This window comes from Streptomyces sp. NPDC058741, assembly GCF_042746715.1.
Lineage (GTDB): Bacteria > Actinomycetota > Actinomycetes > Streptomycetales > Streptomycetaceae > Streptomyces.
Map to the genome: position 1 here is coordinate 22380 of NZ_JBHYQH010000051.1, position 18852 is coordinate 41231.

Here is an 18852-nt window from a genome sequence, read left to right on the forward strand (position 1 = left end):
GACACGCCGGGTAATCTCGTCCCACCGCACTACCGTGATCCAGAAGGAGCCCTCGTGAGCCAGCGCACCCTCGTCCTCCTCAAGCCCGACGCCGTACGTCGAGGCCTGACCGGCGAGATCATCAGCCGCATCGAGCGCAAGGCGGGCTGGACGATCACCGCGCTGGAGCTGCGCACCCTGGACCAGGACACGCTGGAGCAGCACTACGGCGAGCACAAGGGCAAGCCCTTCTACGAGCCGCTGGTGCAGTTCATGGCGTCCGGCCCGGTCGTTGCGCTGATCGTCGAGGGCGAGCGGGTCATCGAGGGCGTGCGCCGGCTGGCCGGCCCGACCGACCCGATCGCCGCCGAGCCCGGCTCCATCCGCGGCGACTACGGCGTCATCGTCCGGGAGAACCTGATCCACGCCTCCGACTCCGAGGAGTCCGCCGAGCGCGAGGTGAAGATCTTCTTCCCCGGCCGCGCGTAGCGTCCGCACCTCATCGGCACAAGGCGGCGGGTCCGGGGACGGGCCCCCGGACCTTGCGGCATATGCGTGACGTCGAAGGGAACGATGGCCCCCGAACGCCCGTCTCCACAAGCGAACGCGCGCGGCATCTGCTGACAATGGCCAGGACCCTCCCGCAGTGTTCGCGAAGGCGCGTCTACGATGGAAGCCTTCACGTCACAGCACCCACCTTCGCCTACCTGAAAAGCCCTCAAAAGCTCCTGGGAAGGCCAGACGAATCCTGATGGGGAACTCAATGTCGTTCATCGGCCGTGACATGGCTGTCGACCTCGGGACCGCCAACACGCTGGTGTACGTCAGGGGTCGCGGGATCGTACTCAACGAGCCGTCCGTCGTCGCCATCAACACCAACACGGGCGGCATCCTCGCGGTCGGCGCCGAAGCGAAGAAGATGATCGGGCGCACGCCCGGCAACATCGTTGCCGTGCGGCCGCTGAAGGACGGCGTGATCGCCGACTTCGAGATCACCGAGCGGATGCTCCGCTACTTCATCCTGAAGATCCACAAGCGGCGGTATCTGGCTCGTCCGCGGGTCGTCGTCTGTGTGCCCTCGGGCATCACGGGCGTCGAGCGCCGCGCCGTCATCGAGGCGTCGTCCCAGGCCGGAGCCCGCCAGGTGCACATCATCGAGGAGCCGATGGCCGCGGCCATCGGCTCCGGCCTGCCGGTCCACGAGGCGACGGGCAACATGGTGGTCGACATCGGCGGCGGCACGACGGAGGTCGCGGTCATCTCCCTCGGCGGCATCGTCACCGCCCAGTCCATCCGTGTCGCGGGCGACGAGCTGGACAACGCGATCATCCAGCACATCAAGAAGGAGTACTCCCTTCTGCTGGGTGAGCGGACGGCCGAACAGATCAAGATCACGATCGGTTCGGCGTACGACCTCGACACCGACGAGCACACCGAGATCCGCGGCCGGGACCTGGTCTCCGGACTGCCGAAGACCGTCGTCATCTCCGCGGCCGAGGTCCGCAAGGCCATCGAGGAGCCCGTCAACGCCATCGTCGACGCCGTCAAGACGACCCTCGACAAGTGCCCTCCGGAGCTGTCCGGCGACATCATGGACCGGGGAATCGTGCTGACCGGCGGCGGAGCGCTGCTGCGCGGCCTGGACGAGCGGCTGCGCCGGGAGACCGGCATGCCGATCCACATCGCCGAGGACCCGCTGGACAGCGTGGCGCTCGGATCCGGAAAGTGCGTCGAGGAGTTCGAGGCGCTCCAGCAGGTGCTGGACGCCCAGCCGCGCAGATGACCAGCTCCTCGACTCCGCCGTACGGGACGATCTCCTCTCGTACGGCGGATCGTCGGTATAGCGACATAAGCTCCCGCAAAGCAGCCCCTCGGGTTTCCCTGGGGCTTCCCGAATTCCTATGAGGAAGGCACGGCCGCCGCACGTGAGGGACACACGAGAGAGCCGGCTGCTCCTGGTGCTGCTGATCGCCATCGCGTTCGCGCTGATCACGGTGGACATCCGCGGTGGGGAGGACTCGCCCGTCGACGGTGCCCGGCAGGCCGCGGCGACGGTCTTCGGCCCGATCGAGAGCGGGGTGTCGTCCGCCGTCGACCCGGTCGGCAACGCCGTCTCCGCGATCCGTGACTCCGGCGAGCGGCACGACCGGCTCGCCGCGCTGGAGCAGGAGAACGCGGCCCTGAAGGCCCGCCTCGGAAGCGACGACCGCGCCCGCAGCCGGCTCAAGCAGCTCGACAAGATGCTGAAGGTCGCGGGCCGGGGCCAGTACGGCATCAAGGGCGCCGAGGTCATCGCCATCGGAGCCGCCCAGGGCTTCTCGTGGACCATCACCATCGACGTCGGCGCCAACGACGGCATCAAGCGCGACATGACCGTCCTGAACGGCGACGGGCTGGTCGGCCGCGTCACCACCGTCGGCCCCCACACCGCCACCGTCCTGCTCGCCAGCGACCCCGACTTCACGGTCGGCACCCGCATGGAGTCCGGCGACGAACTCGGCTTCGCCTCCGGCCAGGGCGACCGACCGCTGCGGGTGGAGCTCCTCAACGGCAAGGCCGAGGTGAAGAAGGGCGACCGCCTGGTCACCTTCGGCTCGCAGGCCGACCGGCCGTTCGTGCCCGGCGTGCCCGTCGGCGTCGTCTCCCGCGTCGACCCCTCCGGCGGCGGACTCACCCGCACCCTCTACGTCACGCCGTACGCCGGCTTCACCAAGCTCGACATCGTCGGTGTCGTCGTCCAGGCCCCGAAGAAGGACCCGCGTGACACGGTGCTCCCGCCCAAGCCCAAGCCCACCCCCCGGCCGACGGTGACGGTGACCGTGACCCCGTCCGCCGAGGCGCCCGCGGACGGCCAGAACCAGCAAGAGCAGTAGGAGCTGTCACCCATGCGCGTCAACCGGATCCTGCTCTCCTCCGCCCTGGTCGTCGTCGCCCTGGTGATCCAGGTGAGCGTCCTCGCCCGCCTGCACCTGCCGGGCGCGGTGCCCGACCTCATGCTGCTGACCGTCCTCGGTCTCGCCCTGGTGTACGGCCACGTCGGCGGCGCCCTGATCGGCTTCGGAGCGGGCCTCCTCGCGGACCTCGCCCCACCGGCCGACCACGCGGCCGGCCGCTACGCCCTCGTGCTGTGCGTCATCGGCTATCTCGCCGGTCTGGTCAAGCCCGAGACGGGCCAGCTGAAGTCCGCGACCGGACCCATGGTCGTGGTCGTCGCCGCCGCCCTCGGCTCCACGATGCTCTACGCCGGGGTCGGCGCCCTCGTCGGGGACACCGCAGCCCGCCATGTGGGGCTCGGCAGCCTGCTGTTCACGGCCGCCCTGTACGACCTGCTGCTCGCGCCGTTCGTCGTACCGGGAGTCATGGCCCTGGCCCGCCGCGCCGAGAACGATCCCCTCGCGGAATCGACCGCGGCCGCCGCCAAGGCCACGGACATCTCCTCCGGCTGGCTCGCCGGCGGCACCGGCCTGAAGATCGGCAGCCAGCGCAACGGACTGCGGGTGAAGGCGGCCCGTGCCCGGGTGGCGCGCGCCGGGCGCATCAAGGGGGTCAAGCGCCTGTGACCGCAGGGAAGTTCACCCGAACGGGTCGGTCCAGGAGGAACGCCGGTTCGAGGACGGGCGTTCATCAGTCGTACCCGCACATCCGCACGCGTTTCGAGCGGGGGAGGCAGCCGCAGTGACCAACATTCCCGAGACCGGCAGGAACCCACGGGTCCAGATCCGGCTCGTCGTCATCCAGGTCCTCGTCCTGTCCCTCCTGCTCACCCTCGGCGGACGCCTGTGGTACCTCCAGATCCGTGAGGGCGCGGCCTACGCCAAGGAGGCCTCCGGCAACCACGTCCAGCAGGTCGTCCAGCCCGCCGTCCGCGGCTCCATCCTGGACGCCCGCGGCGTGGCCCTCGCCGACAACGAGACCCGGCTGGTGGTCTCCGCCTCCCGCACCGACCTGCTGACGATGAGGGACGACGGCGAGGAGGTCCTCACCAAGCTCGCCGGCGTCCTGGACATGACCCCCAAGGAGGTCATGGAGAAGGTCCGGCTGTGCGACGCCGAGACGCCCCAGCCCTGCTGGAACGGCTCGCCCTACCAGCCCATCCCCATCACCGACGAGGCCACCGCCAAGCAGGCCCTGCAGATCCGCGAGCGCGCCGAGGACTTCCCCGGCATCACCGCCGAGCCGCAGGCCGTGCGCCGCTACCCGAGCCCCGGCAAGGCCAACACCGCCCAGGTCCTCGGCTACCTCTCCCCGGTCACCGACGAGGAGATCAAGAAGGCCCAGGACACAGACTCGCCCTACCTGCGCTCCGACCAGGTCGGCCGCTCCGGCCTCGAGCGCCAGTACGACAAGCAGCTGCGCGGCAAGGCCGGCGTCACCCGCTACGAGGTCGACAACCTCGGCCGCGTCATCGGCCAGGCCGAGGCGGACCCCACCCGGCCCGGCGACAACCTCGTCACCAGCATCGACGCCCGCGTCCAGCGGATCGCCGAGTACGAGCTGAACGAGGCCATGAAGCAGGCCCGCAAGGAGTACGACCGCAACACCGGCACCAACTACAAGGCCGACTCCGGCGCCGTCGTCGTCATGGAGGCCAAGACCGGCCGCGTCGTCGCCATGGCCTCCAACCCCACCTACGACCCGAACGCCTGGGTCGGCGGCATCTCCGCCAAGGACTACGCCCGGCTCACCGGCAAGAACTCCAACTACCCGCTGCTCAACCGCGCCATCCAGGGCCAGTCCGCCCCCGGCTCCATCTTCAAGGTCATCCCGACCGCCGCCGCGGTCAACGCCGGCTACTCCTTCGACGGCCCCTACGAGTGCTCCAGCTCGTACTCCATCGGCGGCCAGGTCTTCAAGAACTTCGAGTCCAAGGGATACGGGGCGATCAGCCTCGGCCGCGCCCTGGAGGTCTCCTGCGACACGGTCTTCTACCGCCTCGCGCACGAGGAGTGGAAGCGCGACGGCGGCACCAAGCCGAAGAAGGACGCCAACGACTGGTTCTACAAGACCGCCCACCAGTTCGGCCTCGGCAAGGAGACCGGCATCGACCTGCCCAACGAGGTCACCGGCCGCGTCCCCGACCGCCAGTGGAAGCTGAACTACTGGAAGGCCAACAAGGACGCCTGGTGCCGCACCGGCAAGCGCGACGGCAGCTACGCCGAGAAGATCGCCTACGAGAACTGCCTCGAAGGCAACCGCATGCGCGCCGGTGACTCCGTCAACTACTCCATCGGCCAGGGCGACACACTCGTCACGCCCATCCAGATGGCCACCATCTACGCCGCCATCTCCAACGGCGGCACGATGTACACGCCCTCCGTCGGCAAGGCCGTCATCAGCGCCGACGGCAGGACCGTCACCCCGATCAAGCCGAAGGCGCACGGCAAGCTGCCGATGACGCAGAAGACCCGCGACGAGGTGGACGAGGCCCTCGCCGGCGTCGCCACCCGCGGTACGGCCGCCTGGAGGTTCGGCGGCTGGCCGCAGGACGAGATCCCGATGCACGCCAAGACGGGTACCGCGGAGGTCTACGGCAAGCAGACCACCTCCTGGTTCGCCACGTACACCAAGGACTACGCGGTCGTCATGACGATCTCCCAGGGTGGTACGGGCTCCGGCGCCTCCGGCCCCGCCGTGCGCAACATCTACAACGCGCTCTACGGCGTCTCCGAGGCCGGCGACATCGACTCCAAGAAGGCCCTGCTGCCCACACCGCAGAAGACCCTCCCCAAGGTCAAGACGGACGGCACCATCGCCTCCCCGAAGGTCCCCAAGGACCCGGCCAAGGACCGCCAGGCCGACAAGAAGGACCCGAACGCCCCGGCGGACCCGCTCCAGCCGGCCACATCGGCCCCGCCGTCCCCCGAGAACCGCGACACCCGAAGGCGCCGGCGCCGGCGGGGAAGCCGGAGGTTGCCCACATGACCGGCGGTGTGAACAGCTTCCAGGTCTCCGGCTACGGACCCGAGCGCTCCGGCTTGACCCGGCTGCTGGCCCGCGACTCGGTGGCACGGCGGCTCGACTGGCCGATCCTGCTGTCGGCGACGGCCCTGTCGCTGCTCGGCACGCTCCTCGTCTACTCGGCGACCCGCAACCGCACCGAGCTCAACCAGGGCGACCCGTACTACTTCCTGATCCGGCACCTGCTGAACACCGGCATCGGCCTCGCCCTGATGGTCGGCACGATCTGGCTCGGCCACCGCGGCCTGCGCACGGCCGTGCCCGTCCTCTACGGCTTCTCCCTGCTGCTGATCCTGCTGGTGCTCACCCCGCTCGGCTCCACCGTCAACGGCGCCCACTCCTGGATCAAGCTGCCCGGCGGCTTCTCGCTGCAGCCCTCGGAGTTCGTGAAGATCACGATCATCCTGGGCATGGCGATGCTCCTGGCGGCCCGGGTCGACGCGGGCGACCGGCAGTACCCCGACCACCGCACGGTCGTACAGGCCCTGGGCCTGGCCGCCGTACCCATGCTGATCGTGATGCTCATGCCCGACCTCGGGTCGGTCATGGTCATGGTCATCATCGTGCTCGGTGTGCTGCTCGCCTCCGGCGCCACCAACCGCTGGGTGTTCGGCCTGATCGGCGCCGGAGCCACGGGCGCGATCGCCGTCTGGCAGCTCGGCATCCTCGACGACTACCAGATCAACCGCTTCGCCGCCTTCGCCAACCCCGAGCTCGACCCGGCCGGCGTCGGCTACAACACCAACCAGGCCCGCATCGCCATCGGCTCCGGCGGACTGACCGGCTCCGGCCTCTTCCACGGCTCGCAGACCACCGGCCAGTTCGTGCCCGAGCAGCAGACCGACTTCGTCTTCACCGTCGCGGGCGAGGAGCTCGGCTTCCTCGGCGGCGGGCTGATCATCCTGCTGCTCGGCATCGTCCTGTGGCGGGCCTGCCGCATCGCCCGCGACACCAGCGACCTGTACGGCACGGTCGTGGCCGCGGGCATCATCGCCTGGTTCGCCTTCCAGACGTTCGAGAACATCGGCATGACGCTCGGCATCATGCCCGTCACCGGCCTGCCCCTGCCGTTCGTCTCCTACGGCGGTTCCTCGATGTTCGCCGTGTGGATAGCGGTCGGCCTCCTGCAGTCGATCAGGGTGCAGCGGCCGTTGTCGGCCTGAGACACGGGCGGGGCGTCCCCCTGACGTCCCGCGCCCCGGCCGACTAGATTCGGTGCATGGCGGACACCAAACGCGAGATCGAGCGGAAGTACGAGTCCGGAGGCGCCGGCCTTCCCGACCTGACCACGGTCACCGGGGTCGCGAAAGCCGTCCACAAGGGCGTGACCCACCTCGACGCCGTCTACCACGACACCGCCGACGAACGCCTCGCCGCCTCCAAGATCACCCTGCGCCGCCGCACCGGCGGCTCCGACGCCGGATGGCACCTCAAGTTCCCCGTCGCCCCGGGCGTGCGCGACGAGATCCACGCCCCGCTCTCCGGCACCCTCCCCGACACCCTCGCCGCTCTCGTCCGCTCCCGCGTTCGCGACCGGAAGCTGCTGCCCGTGGTCCGGCTGCGCTCCGACCGGGACCTGACCCACCTCCTCGACGCCGAGGGCCGGCTGCTCGCCGAGGTCGCCGTCGACTCCGTGCACGCCGAGCGCCTCACCGACGGCGGTGGCGAAGTGCGCTGGACCGAGATCGAGGTGGAACTCGCCGACGGCGCGGACCCGGCCTTCCTCGACAAGGTCGACAAGAAGCTGCGCAAGGCGGGCGTCAGGCCGTCGACATCGGCGTCCAAGCTGACACGGGCCCTGCGGGAGACCGCACCCCCGCCCCCCGTCCACCCGTCCGCCCCCGCCGGGGACCCGGTGACCGCGGGGGACCACGTGATGGCGTACGTGCGCGCCCAACGGGACGAGATCCTGACGCTCGACCCGGCCGTCCGCCAGGACACCGAGGACGCCGTGCACCGCATGCGCGTCGCCACCCGCCGGCTGCGCAGCACCTTCAAGTCGTTCGGCGGCATCCTCGACCGGACCGTCACCGGCCCCATCGCCGACGAGCTGAAATGGCTGGCCGCCGAGCTGGGCCTGGAACGCGACCGCGAGGTGCTCGCCGAACGGCTGAACACGTCCCTCGCCGATGTCCCCGCCGACCTGGTCCGCGGCCCGATCGCACACCGCCTGCACTCCTGGGCCGACGCCGAGCACAGCGGCGCCCACGGCCAGATCCTCGCCATCCTGGACTCCCGGCGCTACCTGGCCCTGCTCGACAGCCTGGACGCCCTGATCGCCGACCCGCCGCTGACGAAGGCGGCCGCGAACAAGCCCCGCAAGGCCCTCGCCAAGGCCGTGAAGAAGGACTTCCGCAAGGTCGCCGCCCTCGTCGAGCAGGCCCTGGAACTCGACCCCGGCACCGACCGCGACGCCGCCCTGCACGACGCCCGCAAGAAGACCAAGCGCACCCGCTACGCGGCGGAGGCGGCCGGCCCGGCCCTCGGCAAGCCTGCCAAGAGCATGATCAGGTCCATGAAGTCGCTGCAGAGCCTGCTCGGCGAGCACCAGGACAGCGTGATGGCCCGGCAGACCCTCCGCGAACTCTCGGCGGTCGCCCACGCGGCGGGGGAGAGCGCCTTCACCTACGGCCTGCTCCACGAGCGCGAGGAGCAGCGCGCCCGGCGCGTGGAGATCGAACTGCCCGCCGTCTGGGACAAGATCAGGGGCGCGGCGGCGAGCCTGTGATCACCAGGGCGTGCGGAGAGGTGCCCCGATCGCGTTAGTCTGGATGGTCACCCCTGTCAGCACACAAAGGTTCCCGAGATGCCTGCCGAAGCCGCCGAGTCTGTGTTCCCGCAGCTCGAAGCTCTGCTCCCGCATGTGCAGAAGCCGATCCAGTACGTCGGCGGAGAGCTCAACTCCACGGTCAAGGACTGGGACTCCTGCGACGTCCGCTGGGCGCTCATGTACCCGGACGCCTACGAGGTCGGCCTGCCCAACCAGGGCGTCATGATCCTCTACGAGGTCCTCAACGAGCAGCAGGGCGTCCTCGCCGAGCGCACCTACAGCGTGTGGCCGGACCTGGAGGAGCTGATGCGGGAGCACCGCGTCCCGCAGTTCACGGTCGACAGCCACCGCCCGGTCAAGGCGTTCGACGTGTTCGGCCTGTCCTTCTCCACCGAGCTCGGCTACACCAACATGCTGGCCGCACTCGACCTGGCGGGCATCCCGCTGGAGTCCGGGGACCGGACCGTCGACGACCCGATCGTCCTGGCCGGCGGCCACGCCGCGTTCAACCCCGAGCCGATCGCCGACTTCATCGACGCCGCCGTGATCGGCGACGGCGAGCAGGCCGTCCTCGACATGACGCGGATCATCCGCGAGTGGAAGGCGCAGGGCCGCCCCGGCGGCCGCGAGGAGGTCCTGTTCCGCCTGGCGAAGACGGGCGGCGTGTACATCCCCGCGTTCTACGACGTGGAGTACCTCCCCGACGGCCGCATCGCCCGCGTCGTCCCCAACCGCTCGGGCGTCCCGTGGCGCGTGTCCAAGCACACCGTCATGGACCTCGACGAGTGGCCCTACCCCAAGCAGCCCCTCGTCCCGCTCGCCGAGACGGTCCACGAGCGCATGTCGGTGGAGATCTTCCGCGGCTGCACCCGCGGCTGCCGCTTCTGCCAGGCCGGCATGATCACCCGCCCGGTCCGGGAGCGCTCGATCACCGGCATCGGCGACATGGTCGAGCAGGGCCTGAAGGCGACGGGCTTCGAGGAGGTCGGCCTGCTGTCGCTCTCCTCGGCGGACCACAGCGAGATCGGCGACATCGCCAAGGGCCTCGCGGACCGCTACGAGGACGACAAGATCGGCCTGTCGCTGCCGTCCACCCGCGTCGACGCCTTCAACATCGACCTGGCCGACGAGCTGACCCGCAACGGCCGCCGCTCCGGCCTGACCTTCGCCCCCGAGGGCGGCTCGGAGCGCATCCGCAAGGTCATCAACAAGATGGTCTCCGAGGACGACCTGATCCGCACGGTCGCCACCGCCTACGGCAACGGCTGGCGCCAGGTGAAGCTGTACTTCATGTGCGGCCTGCCGACCGAGACCGACGAGGACGTCCTGCAGATCGCCGACATGGCGACGAAGGTCATCGCCAAGGGCCGCGAGGTGTCGAAGTCCAACGACATCCGCTGCACGGTGTCCATCGGCGGCTTCGTCCCCAAGCCCCACACCCCCTTCCAGTGGGCGCCGCAGCTCTCCGCCGAGGAGACCGACGAGCGCCTGGCCAAGCTCCGCGACAAGATCCGCGGCGACAAGCGCTACGGCCGCTCGATCGGCTTCCGCTACCACGACGGCAAGCCCGGCATCGTCGAGGGCCTGCTCTCCCGCGGCGACCGCCGCATCGGCGCGGTCATCCGCGCGGTCTACGACGACGGCGGCCGCTTCGACGGCTGGCGCGAGCACTTCTCCTACGACCGCTGGATGCGCTGCGCCGACAAGGCCCTGGCCGCCTCCGGCGTGGACGTCGACTGGTACACCACCCGCGAGCGCACCTACGAGGAGGTCCTCCCCTGGGACCACCTCGACTCGGGGCTCGACAAGGACTGGCTCTGGGAGGACTGGCAGGACGCCCTCGACGAGACGGAGGTCGAGGACTGCCGCTGGACGCCGTGCTTCGATTGCGGGGTGTGTCCGCAGATGGACACGGCCATACAAATCGGTCCGACCGGGAAGAAGCTGCTGCCGCTGACGGTGAACAACGCGGCGGCGGCGCCGGGTGGGCACAGGCACTGACCCGAGAGCCTGAGCCGCTCTGCGACACCTTCACGGGCGCGGGCCTTCACGGCGGGGAGCCGTCCGTGACCGGCAGGGTCGGCGCGTGCAGGATGGCCGACTGCCGGCACGACACCGGGCTGGAGTGCCATGCGCCGGCCGTCACGGTCGGCTACGCGCACGAGCGGGTCGACCGCCTCACCTGCGCGCGCCTGAACGGCCCGGTACCCGGCTCCCGCCGCGCCCCCGGGATGGACGGCCGGGGACGGCCGGGCCGTTGTGGCACATGTCCTCACATCGCGAGGTGAGAACGGAGTCCTCCGGGGGACCCGCTCAACAGGCAGGGTCGGTGCGCTCCCCCGGGGATCCGGCCCGGCCAGGTTCCCCCGGTTCGGAATGGGTGCTGGGGGAGCCGTCCGAGGAGGGCGGGCTCAGTCGAGGCCGCCCTTCTCGCATACCTGCCGGGCGACCTCCCGGAGCTTGACGTTGTTCTCCTGGGAGAAGCGGCGCAGCACGTCGAAGGCCTGGTCCTCGGTGAGCCGGTGGCTGCCCATGAGGATGCCCATGGCCTCGCCGATGACATGGCGCGTGGCCAGGGCCTGTTCCATCTGACAGTGGCTGCGGGCGCTGGCGAAGGCGACGGCCGCGTGGGAGGCCAGCAGCCAGCCGGCGGTCTCGCTGTCCTCCGTGAAGGATCCGGGACGGCGCGAATAGAGGTTGAGTGCGCCGAGTTCCTCGTCGTCGGTGTACAGCAGGAAGCCCATCATGCTGCCCACGCCCAGGTCGTGGGCCCGCGCGGCGTACCGGGGCCAGCGCGGCTCCTCGTCGCCGAAGTCCGCGATGCGGAACACGCGCTCATCGGTGTCGGGGCGCGCCGCGTCGAAGCAGGGGCCCTCGCCGAGGCTCTCCTGGAGCCGGTCGCTCTCGACGACCAGGTCGTGGGTCGGGGCGAGGGTCTCCACGCGTGTGCCGTGCAGCAGGAGGATCCCGGCCGCGTCGCAGCCGGACACCCGCTCGACGGCCGAGTGGGTGATGCGCTCCAGGGTGGATCCGACCGACCCCTGGGCCAGCAGGTCCCGCGCCATGGATGCCATCCGCTGTGCGAACAAACGCCAGTCCACCGTCTCCCCTTCGGTCCGTTTCCCTCGTGACGCTCCTACCCCGCCGTGTCCCTCCCAGGCGCCTTGCCGGTTCGATCGTTTCTCGATAGTTTTTCGTCGTAAGTCGGTGGATGGAGAGGGTCGTCGTGGTCGTGTTGGCGGCGCGCGGGTGGTGCTCGTGCCGCGGACGCTCCTCGCGCGGGCCGTCGCCCGGGACGTCGACGCGACCCTGATGCGGGCCGAACGGGAAGGGGGGTCGTCTGATGCCGATCGCCGTCGACGTCGACGTGATGCTGGCCCGGCGCAAGATGTCCGTGGGCGAGCTCGCCGAACGCGTCGGCATCACCCCCGCCAACCTCGCGGTCCTCAAGAACGGCCGCGCCAAGGCGGTCCGCTTCTCGACCCTGGCCGCGCTCTGCGAGGTGCTGGACTGCCAGCCGGGCGACCTGCTGCGCTGGGAGGCGGACGTGCCCGCCGAGCAGTGACGCCCTGACGGAGTGCATCGCCGTCGGACGACGGGGTCCGTGAGCTCGGGCGGGAGCGGGTCGCCGTGCACTCCGGCCTCCGGATGTCTCCCTCGTACGCCCGGTACGGCTGCTTCCGGGAGCCGCCGCGGCGGTTGCCCCGGGGCCCGGGCCGGGTGGCCGTGACGCGGAACGCGACGTGCGACGGGAACGCGACCGTGCGACACGGGATCCGGACGGCGCCCGGAGGCGTCTACGACGGTATGGACCTGCAGAAACCGTCACCCGCGGCCCCCGTTCCCCGGGTCGATCCGCTCCGGAGCCCGGCCGCGCCGCCCGCGCGGCGGGAGCCGGAGGCGCCGGAGGGCTGCCTCGCCGTCGCGATCCGGCTGCCCGTGCGGATCGTGGTGCTCGTCCTGGTCGTCCCCGTACGGCTGGTGTGGGACGCGCTCGTCGTGGCCGGGCGGTTCCTGTACGACACGCTGCTGCGGCCGCTCGGCCGGGTCCTGCCGTGGCTCGGGCGGGCGGTGTTCGTCTGGCCGTTCGTCGGACTGTGGCGGTACGTCCTCGTACCGGTCGGCCGGGGGCTCGGGTGGCTGGGGCACGTGCTCCTCGCCGTGCCCCTGTCCTGGCTGTACCGGCACGTGCTGACGCCGGTGGGGCACGCCCTGGTCCGGGCCGCCGGCGCCGTGGGCGCCGCCCTGGCCTGGGTGTACGCGCGCCTGCTGACGCCCGTGGGGCACGCCCTGATGTGGCTCCTGAAGGGGCTCGGGGCCGTGCTCGCCGTGATCGGCACGGGTGTGTACGCGGTGGTCACCCGGCTCGTGAGGTGGTGCGTCGTGGTCCCCGCCGTGTGGCTGTACGCCTGGGTGCTCGTCCCCGTCGGGCGTGCGCTCCTCTGGTGCGGCAAGGGGCTGATGTGGCTGCTGCGCGTGATCGGGACGGGCTTCGGTGCGGCCCTGTACTGGACCGCCCGGATCCTGTGCGTCCTGCCCGCGCACGCCTTGTGGCGGTGGGTCCTCGCACCGGTCGGACGGGTCCTGGCCGTCGTCGACAGGGAGCTGCGGGACGCCTTCGGCCACGCCTGGCGGATCGCCGGGCACCTCTCGCTCGCCGTCGGCCGCTTCCTCGGCACCCTCCTGCGGTGGATCTTCGTCGAGCCCTTGCGATGGGTGTACCGCAGCGTGCTGACGCCCGTCGGACACGCCGTGCGCGACACCGTCCTGCGGCCCGCTGCCGAGGCCGCCCGCGGTGTCGCACGCGCCACCCGGCTGGCGCTCGCGTCCGCCCGGGAGTCCGTACGCCGGGCCCGCGCCGACGTCCGCCGGATGCTCCTCGGAGAGCCCGGGCGGCCCCGGCCCGTCGACCGGCGGGAACCATCGGGCCGCGAGACGCGTAGTCTTGGTAGCAGTACGACCGCTCTCACGAAGGACTGAACGACACTGGGCAAGCGACAGCCCGAAGGCCCGCCGCCCGCACCCGCGGTGCAGCGCATCCGACTGCGCTACACCAAGCGCGGCCGCCTCCGGTTCACCAGCCACCGTGACTTCCAGCGCGCCTTCGAGCGGGCGTTGCGCCGTGCCGAGGTGCCGATGGCCTACTCGGCCGGCTTCACGCCGCACCCGAAGGTGTCGTACGCCAATGCCGCACCCACCGGCACGGGCAGTGAGGCGGAGTACCTGGAGATCGCGCTCACCGCGCCCCGCGACCCGGAGCAGCTCAGGGTCCTTCTCGACGCGTCGATGCCCTCCGGGCTCGACATCGTCGAGGCGGTCGAGGCCCGCACCTCGGGGCTCGCCGACCGGCTGACGGCCTCCGAGTGGGAGCTGCGCCTGGACGGGGTGCCGCAGGAGGAGGCCCGCCGCGCGGCGGACGCCTTCATCGCGGCCGAGACCGTCGAGGTGAAGCGCCTCGCCAAGAACGGCGTCCGTACGTTCGACGCCCGCTCGGCCGTCGTGACCCTGGAAGTCCGCGACCTCGCGGAAACGCACCGCCCGCAGGCTGATAGGCCGACCGACCAGCCCTGTGCGATACTGCGGCTGGTTGTTCGGCACGTGACGCCTGCCGTACGACCCGACGACGTCCTGTCCGGTCTCCGCGCCGTGGCCGACCTGGCGCCGCCGGTCCCCGCAGCGGTGACCAGGCTGGCGCAGGGGCTGTTCGATGAAGAGACCGGCACGGTGACCGACCCGCTCGCGCCCGACCGCGAGGCAGCGACGGCCCACTCAACGGCCGAACCGCCTGCCGCCGCGACGGCGCCGGCGTAAGAAGGTTCCGCGTAGGGACGGACGTCGTAGCGCCGCCCTCGGACTCGGGAGCCACCTGGGTCGGGCAGCGCACCCACCAGAAGACTTTCGCCAGGCCGTACGCATTCGGCGTACGGAACCGGCGAGACAGGACACGGAGAGCTCCCGTGCGGCGCCCGCGCCCCGGACGGCGGCGACGCGCACAGCGCGAGCCGCGGACGTCACCGGCATCGCCGGACCAGGCGCGGCGCCCGGGAGCCTGACGGGAGAAAAGCCCGCATGCTCGAACCGACCGAACCCACAGAGTCCTCCACGGGCTCCGAACAGAACACACCGAGCGACACCCTGCCGCCCCGCCGGCGGCGCCGTGCCGCCTCCCGCCCGGCCGGACCGCCCGCCGGTGCCTCCTCCGACACGCCGGCCGAGACCGTCGCGCCGGCCATACCGGCCGCTGATCCCGAGGTCCTGGCCGAGGCCGATCCCGAGGCCGACGAGGTCGAGGGGGCCGCCGCGCAGCAGACCGCGGTGAGCGCCGAAGAGCAGACCGCGGTGAGCGCCGCGGAGCAGGAGGCCGCCGGGGCCCTCGCCGCCGAGGTCTCCGATGAGGCCGCGCCCGCGGCTCGCAAGCGCCGTCGAGTGGTGCGCCGGGCCTCCGCACCGACCGGGTCCCCGCAGTCCGCCGACGCAGCCGAGACCGTGGTGCCGGCCGGTGCCGCCGCGCCCGCCGCCTCCGAGGCGGCGGAGCAGGCCGAGGCCGCCGCGCCCGCCGCCGAGGTGTCCGAGGACGCCGCTCCCCGCCGCACCCGGCGTCGCGCGACGCGCGGCGCCAGCACGCCCGCCGCCGCTCCGGCCGAGGCCACCGAGACGGGGGCGGCCGCCGCGCAGACCGCGCCGGGCGGCGCCGAGCCCGCCGCCACCGGCGAACCCACCGAGGCCGCTGCCGCCACCGAGGACGAGGCCCCGCGCCGGGTGCGCAGGCGCGCCTCGCGGCCTGCCTCCGCGCCCGCCGGTGCGCCCGCGGCCCAGGACGCCGCCGCCACCGCGATGGACGACGGCGCCGACGCCGGTCCGTCCGTCTCCGCCGACACGTCCGCCGAGGCCGGCGTCGGCTCGCCCGAGGAGGCGAAGGCCCCAGTGACCGAGAACACCCGCTCCACGTCGCGCCGCACGTCGAAGGCCGGGTCCAAGGCCAAGACCGAGGCCGCCGCCGAGCCCACCACCGACGAGGCGGCCGCTCCCGCCGCCGCAGCGTCCGACGAGGCCCCCGCCGCGTCCGGGACCCCCGCCGCGTCCGAGGCGCCCGCCGACGCCGCGCCCGCCGCCCGGGCCGCCGACGAGCCCGCCGAGGACGCCGCTCCGCGGCGCCGCCGCCGGGTCGTCCGCCGGGCCGCCGCCGGATTCGCCGAGCCCGCCCAGCCCAGGCAGTCCGCCGCCCGTGCGGCCGCGGCAGCCGGTGACTCCGAGGCCGACACGACCGCACGGCCCGCACGCCCCGCCGTCGCGCTGTTCCAGGCGCCCGTGTTCACCGAGCCCCAGTTCCAGACCCCGGAGCGCGCCGCCGCCGCGGCGGCCGCCGCCGAGGCCGCCGGGACCGAGGAACCGGAGGAGTCCGCGCAGGACACCCGGGCCGCCCAGCCCACCCACGACTCCCGTGACGACCGGGACGACCGGGACGAGCAGGCCTCCGGGTCGCGCCGCCGGCGTCGCCGCCGCGGCGGCGAGGAGCCCGAGGCCCGGGCCGCCGAGCCCGCCGCCGACGAGACGGACGAGACGGACGAGGCCGAGGAGTCCGCCGAGGACCACGCCGACGGCGACGACCAGGACGACTCCGACGGCACGGGCTCGCGCCGGCGCCGCCGCCGGGGTGGTCGCCGCCGCCGTCGGGGCGAGTCCGCCGAGGGCGAGGGCGAGTTCACGGACACCGAGCAGGTCGCCGCCGCGCAGGACGCCGAGGACACCGCCGAGGAGGACGAGGAGGAGTCCGAGGAGTCCGCGTCCGCCGACCGGGACGAGTCGGGCGGGGGTGGCTCCAGCAGCAGCCGCCGGCGCCGTCGTCGCCGTCGCCGTGCCGGTGACAGCGGCACGGACGCCGAGCCCTCCGAGGACGACCCGGAGCGCACGGTCGTCAAGGTCCGCGAGCCCCGCCCGAAGTCGGAGCCGTCCGACGAGGTGCAGTCCATCAAGGGCTCCACCCGTCTGGAGGCCAAGAAGCAGCGCCGCCGCGAAGGCCGCGAGCAGGGCCGCCGGCGCGTGCCGATCATCACCGAGGCCGAGTTCCTCGCCCGGCGCGAGGCCGTCGAGCGCGTGATGGTCGTCCGCCAGCACGGCGACCGCACGCAGATCGGCGTGCTCGAGGACAACGTGCTCGTCGAGCACTACGTCAACAAGGAGCAGTCGACCTCGTACGTCGGCAACGTCTACCTCGGCAAGGTGCAGAACGTGCTGCCGTCGATGGAGGCCGCCTTCATCGACATCGGCAAGGGCCGCAACGCCGTGCTGTACGCCGGTGAGGTCAACTTCGAGGCGCTGGGCATGTCCAACGGGCCGCGGCGCATCGAGTCCGCCCTGAAGTCCGGCCAGTCCGTGCTCGTCCAGGTGACGAAGGACCCCATCGGGCACAAGGGCGCCCGCCTCACCAGCCAGGTCTCCCTGCCGGGCCGCTACCTCGTGTACGTGCCCGAGGGCTCCATGACCGGCATCAGCCGCAAACTGCCCGACACCGAGCGGGCCCGGCTGAAGACCATCCTCAAGAAGATCGTCCCCGAGGACGCGGGCGTCATCGTGCGCACCGCCGCCGAGGGCGCGAGCGAGGACGAGCTGCGCCGGGACGTCGAGCGGCTGCAGCAGCAGTGGGAGGACATCCAGAAGAAGGCCAAGAACGGCAACGCTCCGACGCTGCTGTACGGCGAGCCGGACATGACCGTCCGGGTCGTCCGCGACATCTTCAACGAGGACTTCTCCAAGGTCGTCGTCAGCGGTGACGAGGCCTGGTCGACCATCCACGGGTACGTCTCGCACGTGGCGCCCGACCTCGCCGAGCGGTTGCAGAGGTGGACCTCCGAGGTCGACGTCTTCGCCACGTACCGGATCGACGAGCAGCTCGCCAAGGCCCTGGACCGCAAGGTCTGGCTGCCCAGCGGCGGCTCGCTGGTGATCGACCGGACCGAGGCGATGGTCGTGGTCGACGTCAACACCGGCAAGTTCACCGGTCAGGGCGGCAACCTCGAGGAGACGGTCACCAGGAACAACCTGGAGGCGGCCGAGGAGATCGTGCGTCAGCTGCGGCTGCGCGACCTCGGCGGCATCATCGTCATCGACTTCATCGACATGGTGCTGGAGTCCAACCGGGACCTGGTGCTGCGGCGCCTGCTGGAGTGCCTGGGCCGGGACCGTACGAAGCACCAGGTCGCCGAGGTGACCTCGCTGGGGCTCGTGCAGATGACCCGCAAGCGGGTGGGCCAGGGCCTGCTGGAGTCCTTCTCGGAGACCTGCGTCCACTGCAACGGCCGCGGTGTCATCGTGCACATGGAGCAGCCGACCTCGGCCGGGGGCGGCGGCAAGCGCAAGAAGCGGGCCCGTGCCGGTGCCGCCGAGCAGCCGCACCTCCACGAGGCGGCCGTGGAGACCGCCGAGACCGTCGAGCAGGAGGCGGAGACCGAGGCCGAGCTGGGGGCCGAGGCCGCCGAGCCGATCGCCCTGCCCGAGCCGGCCTTCGAGCCCGACGAGGAGCTGTACAGCAGCGCCGCCGAGGCGGAGGCCGCGGCCACGCGCGGGCGGACGCGGCGCCGGTCGAGCCGGCGGGCGTCGGCTCCCGCGGGTTCGCCGCGTGGTGAGACGGCCGAGCCGAGGGCCGAGCGCGGCACGGACGGGTCCAGGCGCGGCAAGGACAGGGCGGAGCAGATCGGGCAGACCGAGCAGGCCGAGGCGCCGACGGCGCAGGAGGTGACCGCCGCAGAGGGGGCCGCCCGTCCGGTCCAGCCGGAGCCGGCCGCCGAGGCGCACGCCGAGCCGATGGCCGTGGAGGACCAGGTCGTCGAGGCCGCCGCCGAGGCCCCGACCGCCGAGGAGGCCGCGCCCAAGGGCCGCGGCCGCCGCCGGGCGACCCGCAAGGTGTCCGCGCCGGCCGGCTCTCCCGCCGGGGCCGAGGCGGCCGTGGTGACGGTCGCGGAGACCGCCCCAGCGGTGACCGCGCAGGCGCCGGCCGCGCAGGCGCCGGCCGCGCAGGCGCCGGCCGCGCAGGCCGAGGTGCCCGCCGAGAGCGCGGCCCCGGCCCGTCCGCGGCGCCGTGCCGTGCGCAAGGCCACCGCGCCCACCGCGCCCGAGGACACGGCCGTCGTGGTCGTCCCGTCGGCCGC

13 protein-coding genes are annotated in these 18852 nt (G+C 72.2%); 12 read left to right on the top strand and 1 reads right to left on the bottom strand.

The window, feature by feature from the left end; all coding sequences use genetic code 11:
• The first annotated feature begins 54 nt into the window (after positions 1–54).
• The 8 genes from ndk to ACFW6P_RS28620 all read left to right on the top strand — a co-directional run bounded on the left by ndk (position 55) and on the right by ACFW6P_RS28620 (position 10708).
• On the top strand, positions 55–468 hold the full coding sequence (gene ndk / locus ACFW6P_RS28585; protein ID WP_386359217.1) for a nucleoside-diphosphate kinase: 414 nt from the start codon (positions 55–57) through the stop codon (positions 466–468).
• A 274-nt stretch (positions 469–742) separates the two neighbouring features.
• The gene (locus ACFW6P_RS28590; RefSeq protein WP_006133575.1) at positions 743–1762 is read left to right on the top strand and encodes a rod shape-determining protein; all 1020 of its coding nucleotides are present in this window, start codon (positions 743–745) and stop codon (positions 1760–1762) included.
• Positions 1763–1904: 142 nt separating this feature from the next.
• A complete protein-coding gene (mreC, locus tag ACFW6P_RS28595) occupies positions 1905–2852 on the top strand; it encodes a rod shape-determining protein MreC (RefSeq protein ID WP_386359218.1) in 948 nt (315 codons plus the stop codon).
• A 12-nt stretch (positions 2853–2864) separates the two neighbouring features.
• Positions 2865–3539, top strand: coding sequence for a rod shape-determining protein MreD (gene mreD, locus ACFW6P_RS28600; protein WP_386359219.1), 675 nt, complete (start codon positions 2865–2867; stop codon positions 3537–3539).
• Positions 3540–3654: 115 nt separating this feature from the next.
• Positions 3655–5901: a penicillin-binding protein 2 gene (gene mrdA / locus ACFW6P_RS28605; protein ID WP_386359220.1), complete on the top strand. Its 2247-nt coding sequence runs from the start codon at positions 3655–3657 to the stop codon at positions 5899–5901.
• A complete protein-coding gene (rodA, locus tag ACFW6P_RS28610) occupies positions 5898–7100 on the top strand; it encodes a rod shape-determining protein RodA (RefSeq protein ID WP_386359221.1) in 1203 nt (400 codons plus the stop codon). Before mrdA ends, rodA begins: the two co-directional genes overlap by 4 nt.
• Positions 7101–7156: 56 nt before the next feature.
• Entirely contained in the window at positions 7157–8665 is a 1509-nt protein-coding gene (locus ACFW6P_RS28615; protein ID WP_386359222.1) for a CHAD domain-containing protein, read from the top strand.
• A gap of 78 nt (positions 8666–8743) precedes the next feature.
• Positions 8744–10708, top strand: coding sequence for a TIGR03960 family B12-binding radical SAM protein (locus ACFW6P_RS28620; RefSeq protein WP_386359223.1), 1965 nt, complete (start codon positions 8744–8746; stop codon positions 10706–10708).
• 410 nt (positions 10709–11118) lie between these two features.
• Here ACFW6P_RS28620 and ACFW6P_RS28625 read toward each other — a convergent pair whose 3' ends face one another.
• Complete coding sequence (locus tag ACFW6P_RS28625) at positions 11119–11808, bottom strand: GAF and ANTAR domain-containing protein (RefSeq protein ID WP_386359224.1); 690 nt, start codon at positions 11806–11808, stop codon at positions 11119–11121.
• A 242-nt stretch (positions 11809–12050) separates the two neighbouring features.
• Between ACFW6P_RS28625 and ACFW6P_RS28630 the strand changes: the two genes are divergently transcribed.
• The 4 genes from ACFW6P_RS28630 to ACFW6P_RS28645 form a co-directional block, all read left to right on the top strand.
• Positions 12051–12272: a helix-turn-helix domain-containing protein gene (locus ACFW6P_RS28630; RefSeq protein WP_386359228.1), complete on the top strand. Its 222-nt coding sequence runs from the start codon at positions 12051–12053 to the stop codon at positions 12270–12272.
• A gap of 242 nt (positions 12273–12514) precedes the next feature.
• Positions 12515–13687, top strand: coding sequence for a hypothetical protein (locus ACFW6P_RS28635; protein ID WP_386359229.1), 1173 nt, complete (start codon positions 12515–12517; stop codon positions 13685–13687).
• A gap of 48 nt (positions 13688–13735) precedes the next feature.
• Positions 13736–14518, top strand: a complete 783-nt coding sequence (locus ACFW6P_RS28640) for a TIGR03936 family radical SAM-associated protein (protein WP_386359225.1) — start codon at positions 13736–13738, stop codon at positions 14516–14518.
• A gap of 258 nt (positions 14519–14776) precedes the next feature.
• The coding region (locus ACFW6P_RS28645; protein WP_386425313.1) for an Rne/Rng family ribonuclease at positions 14777–18852 on the top strand (4076 nt) is incomplete at its 3' end.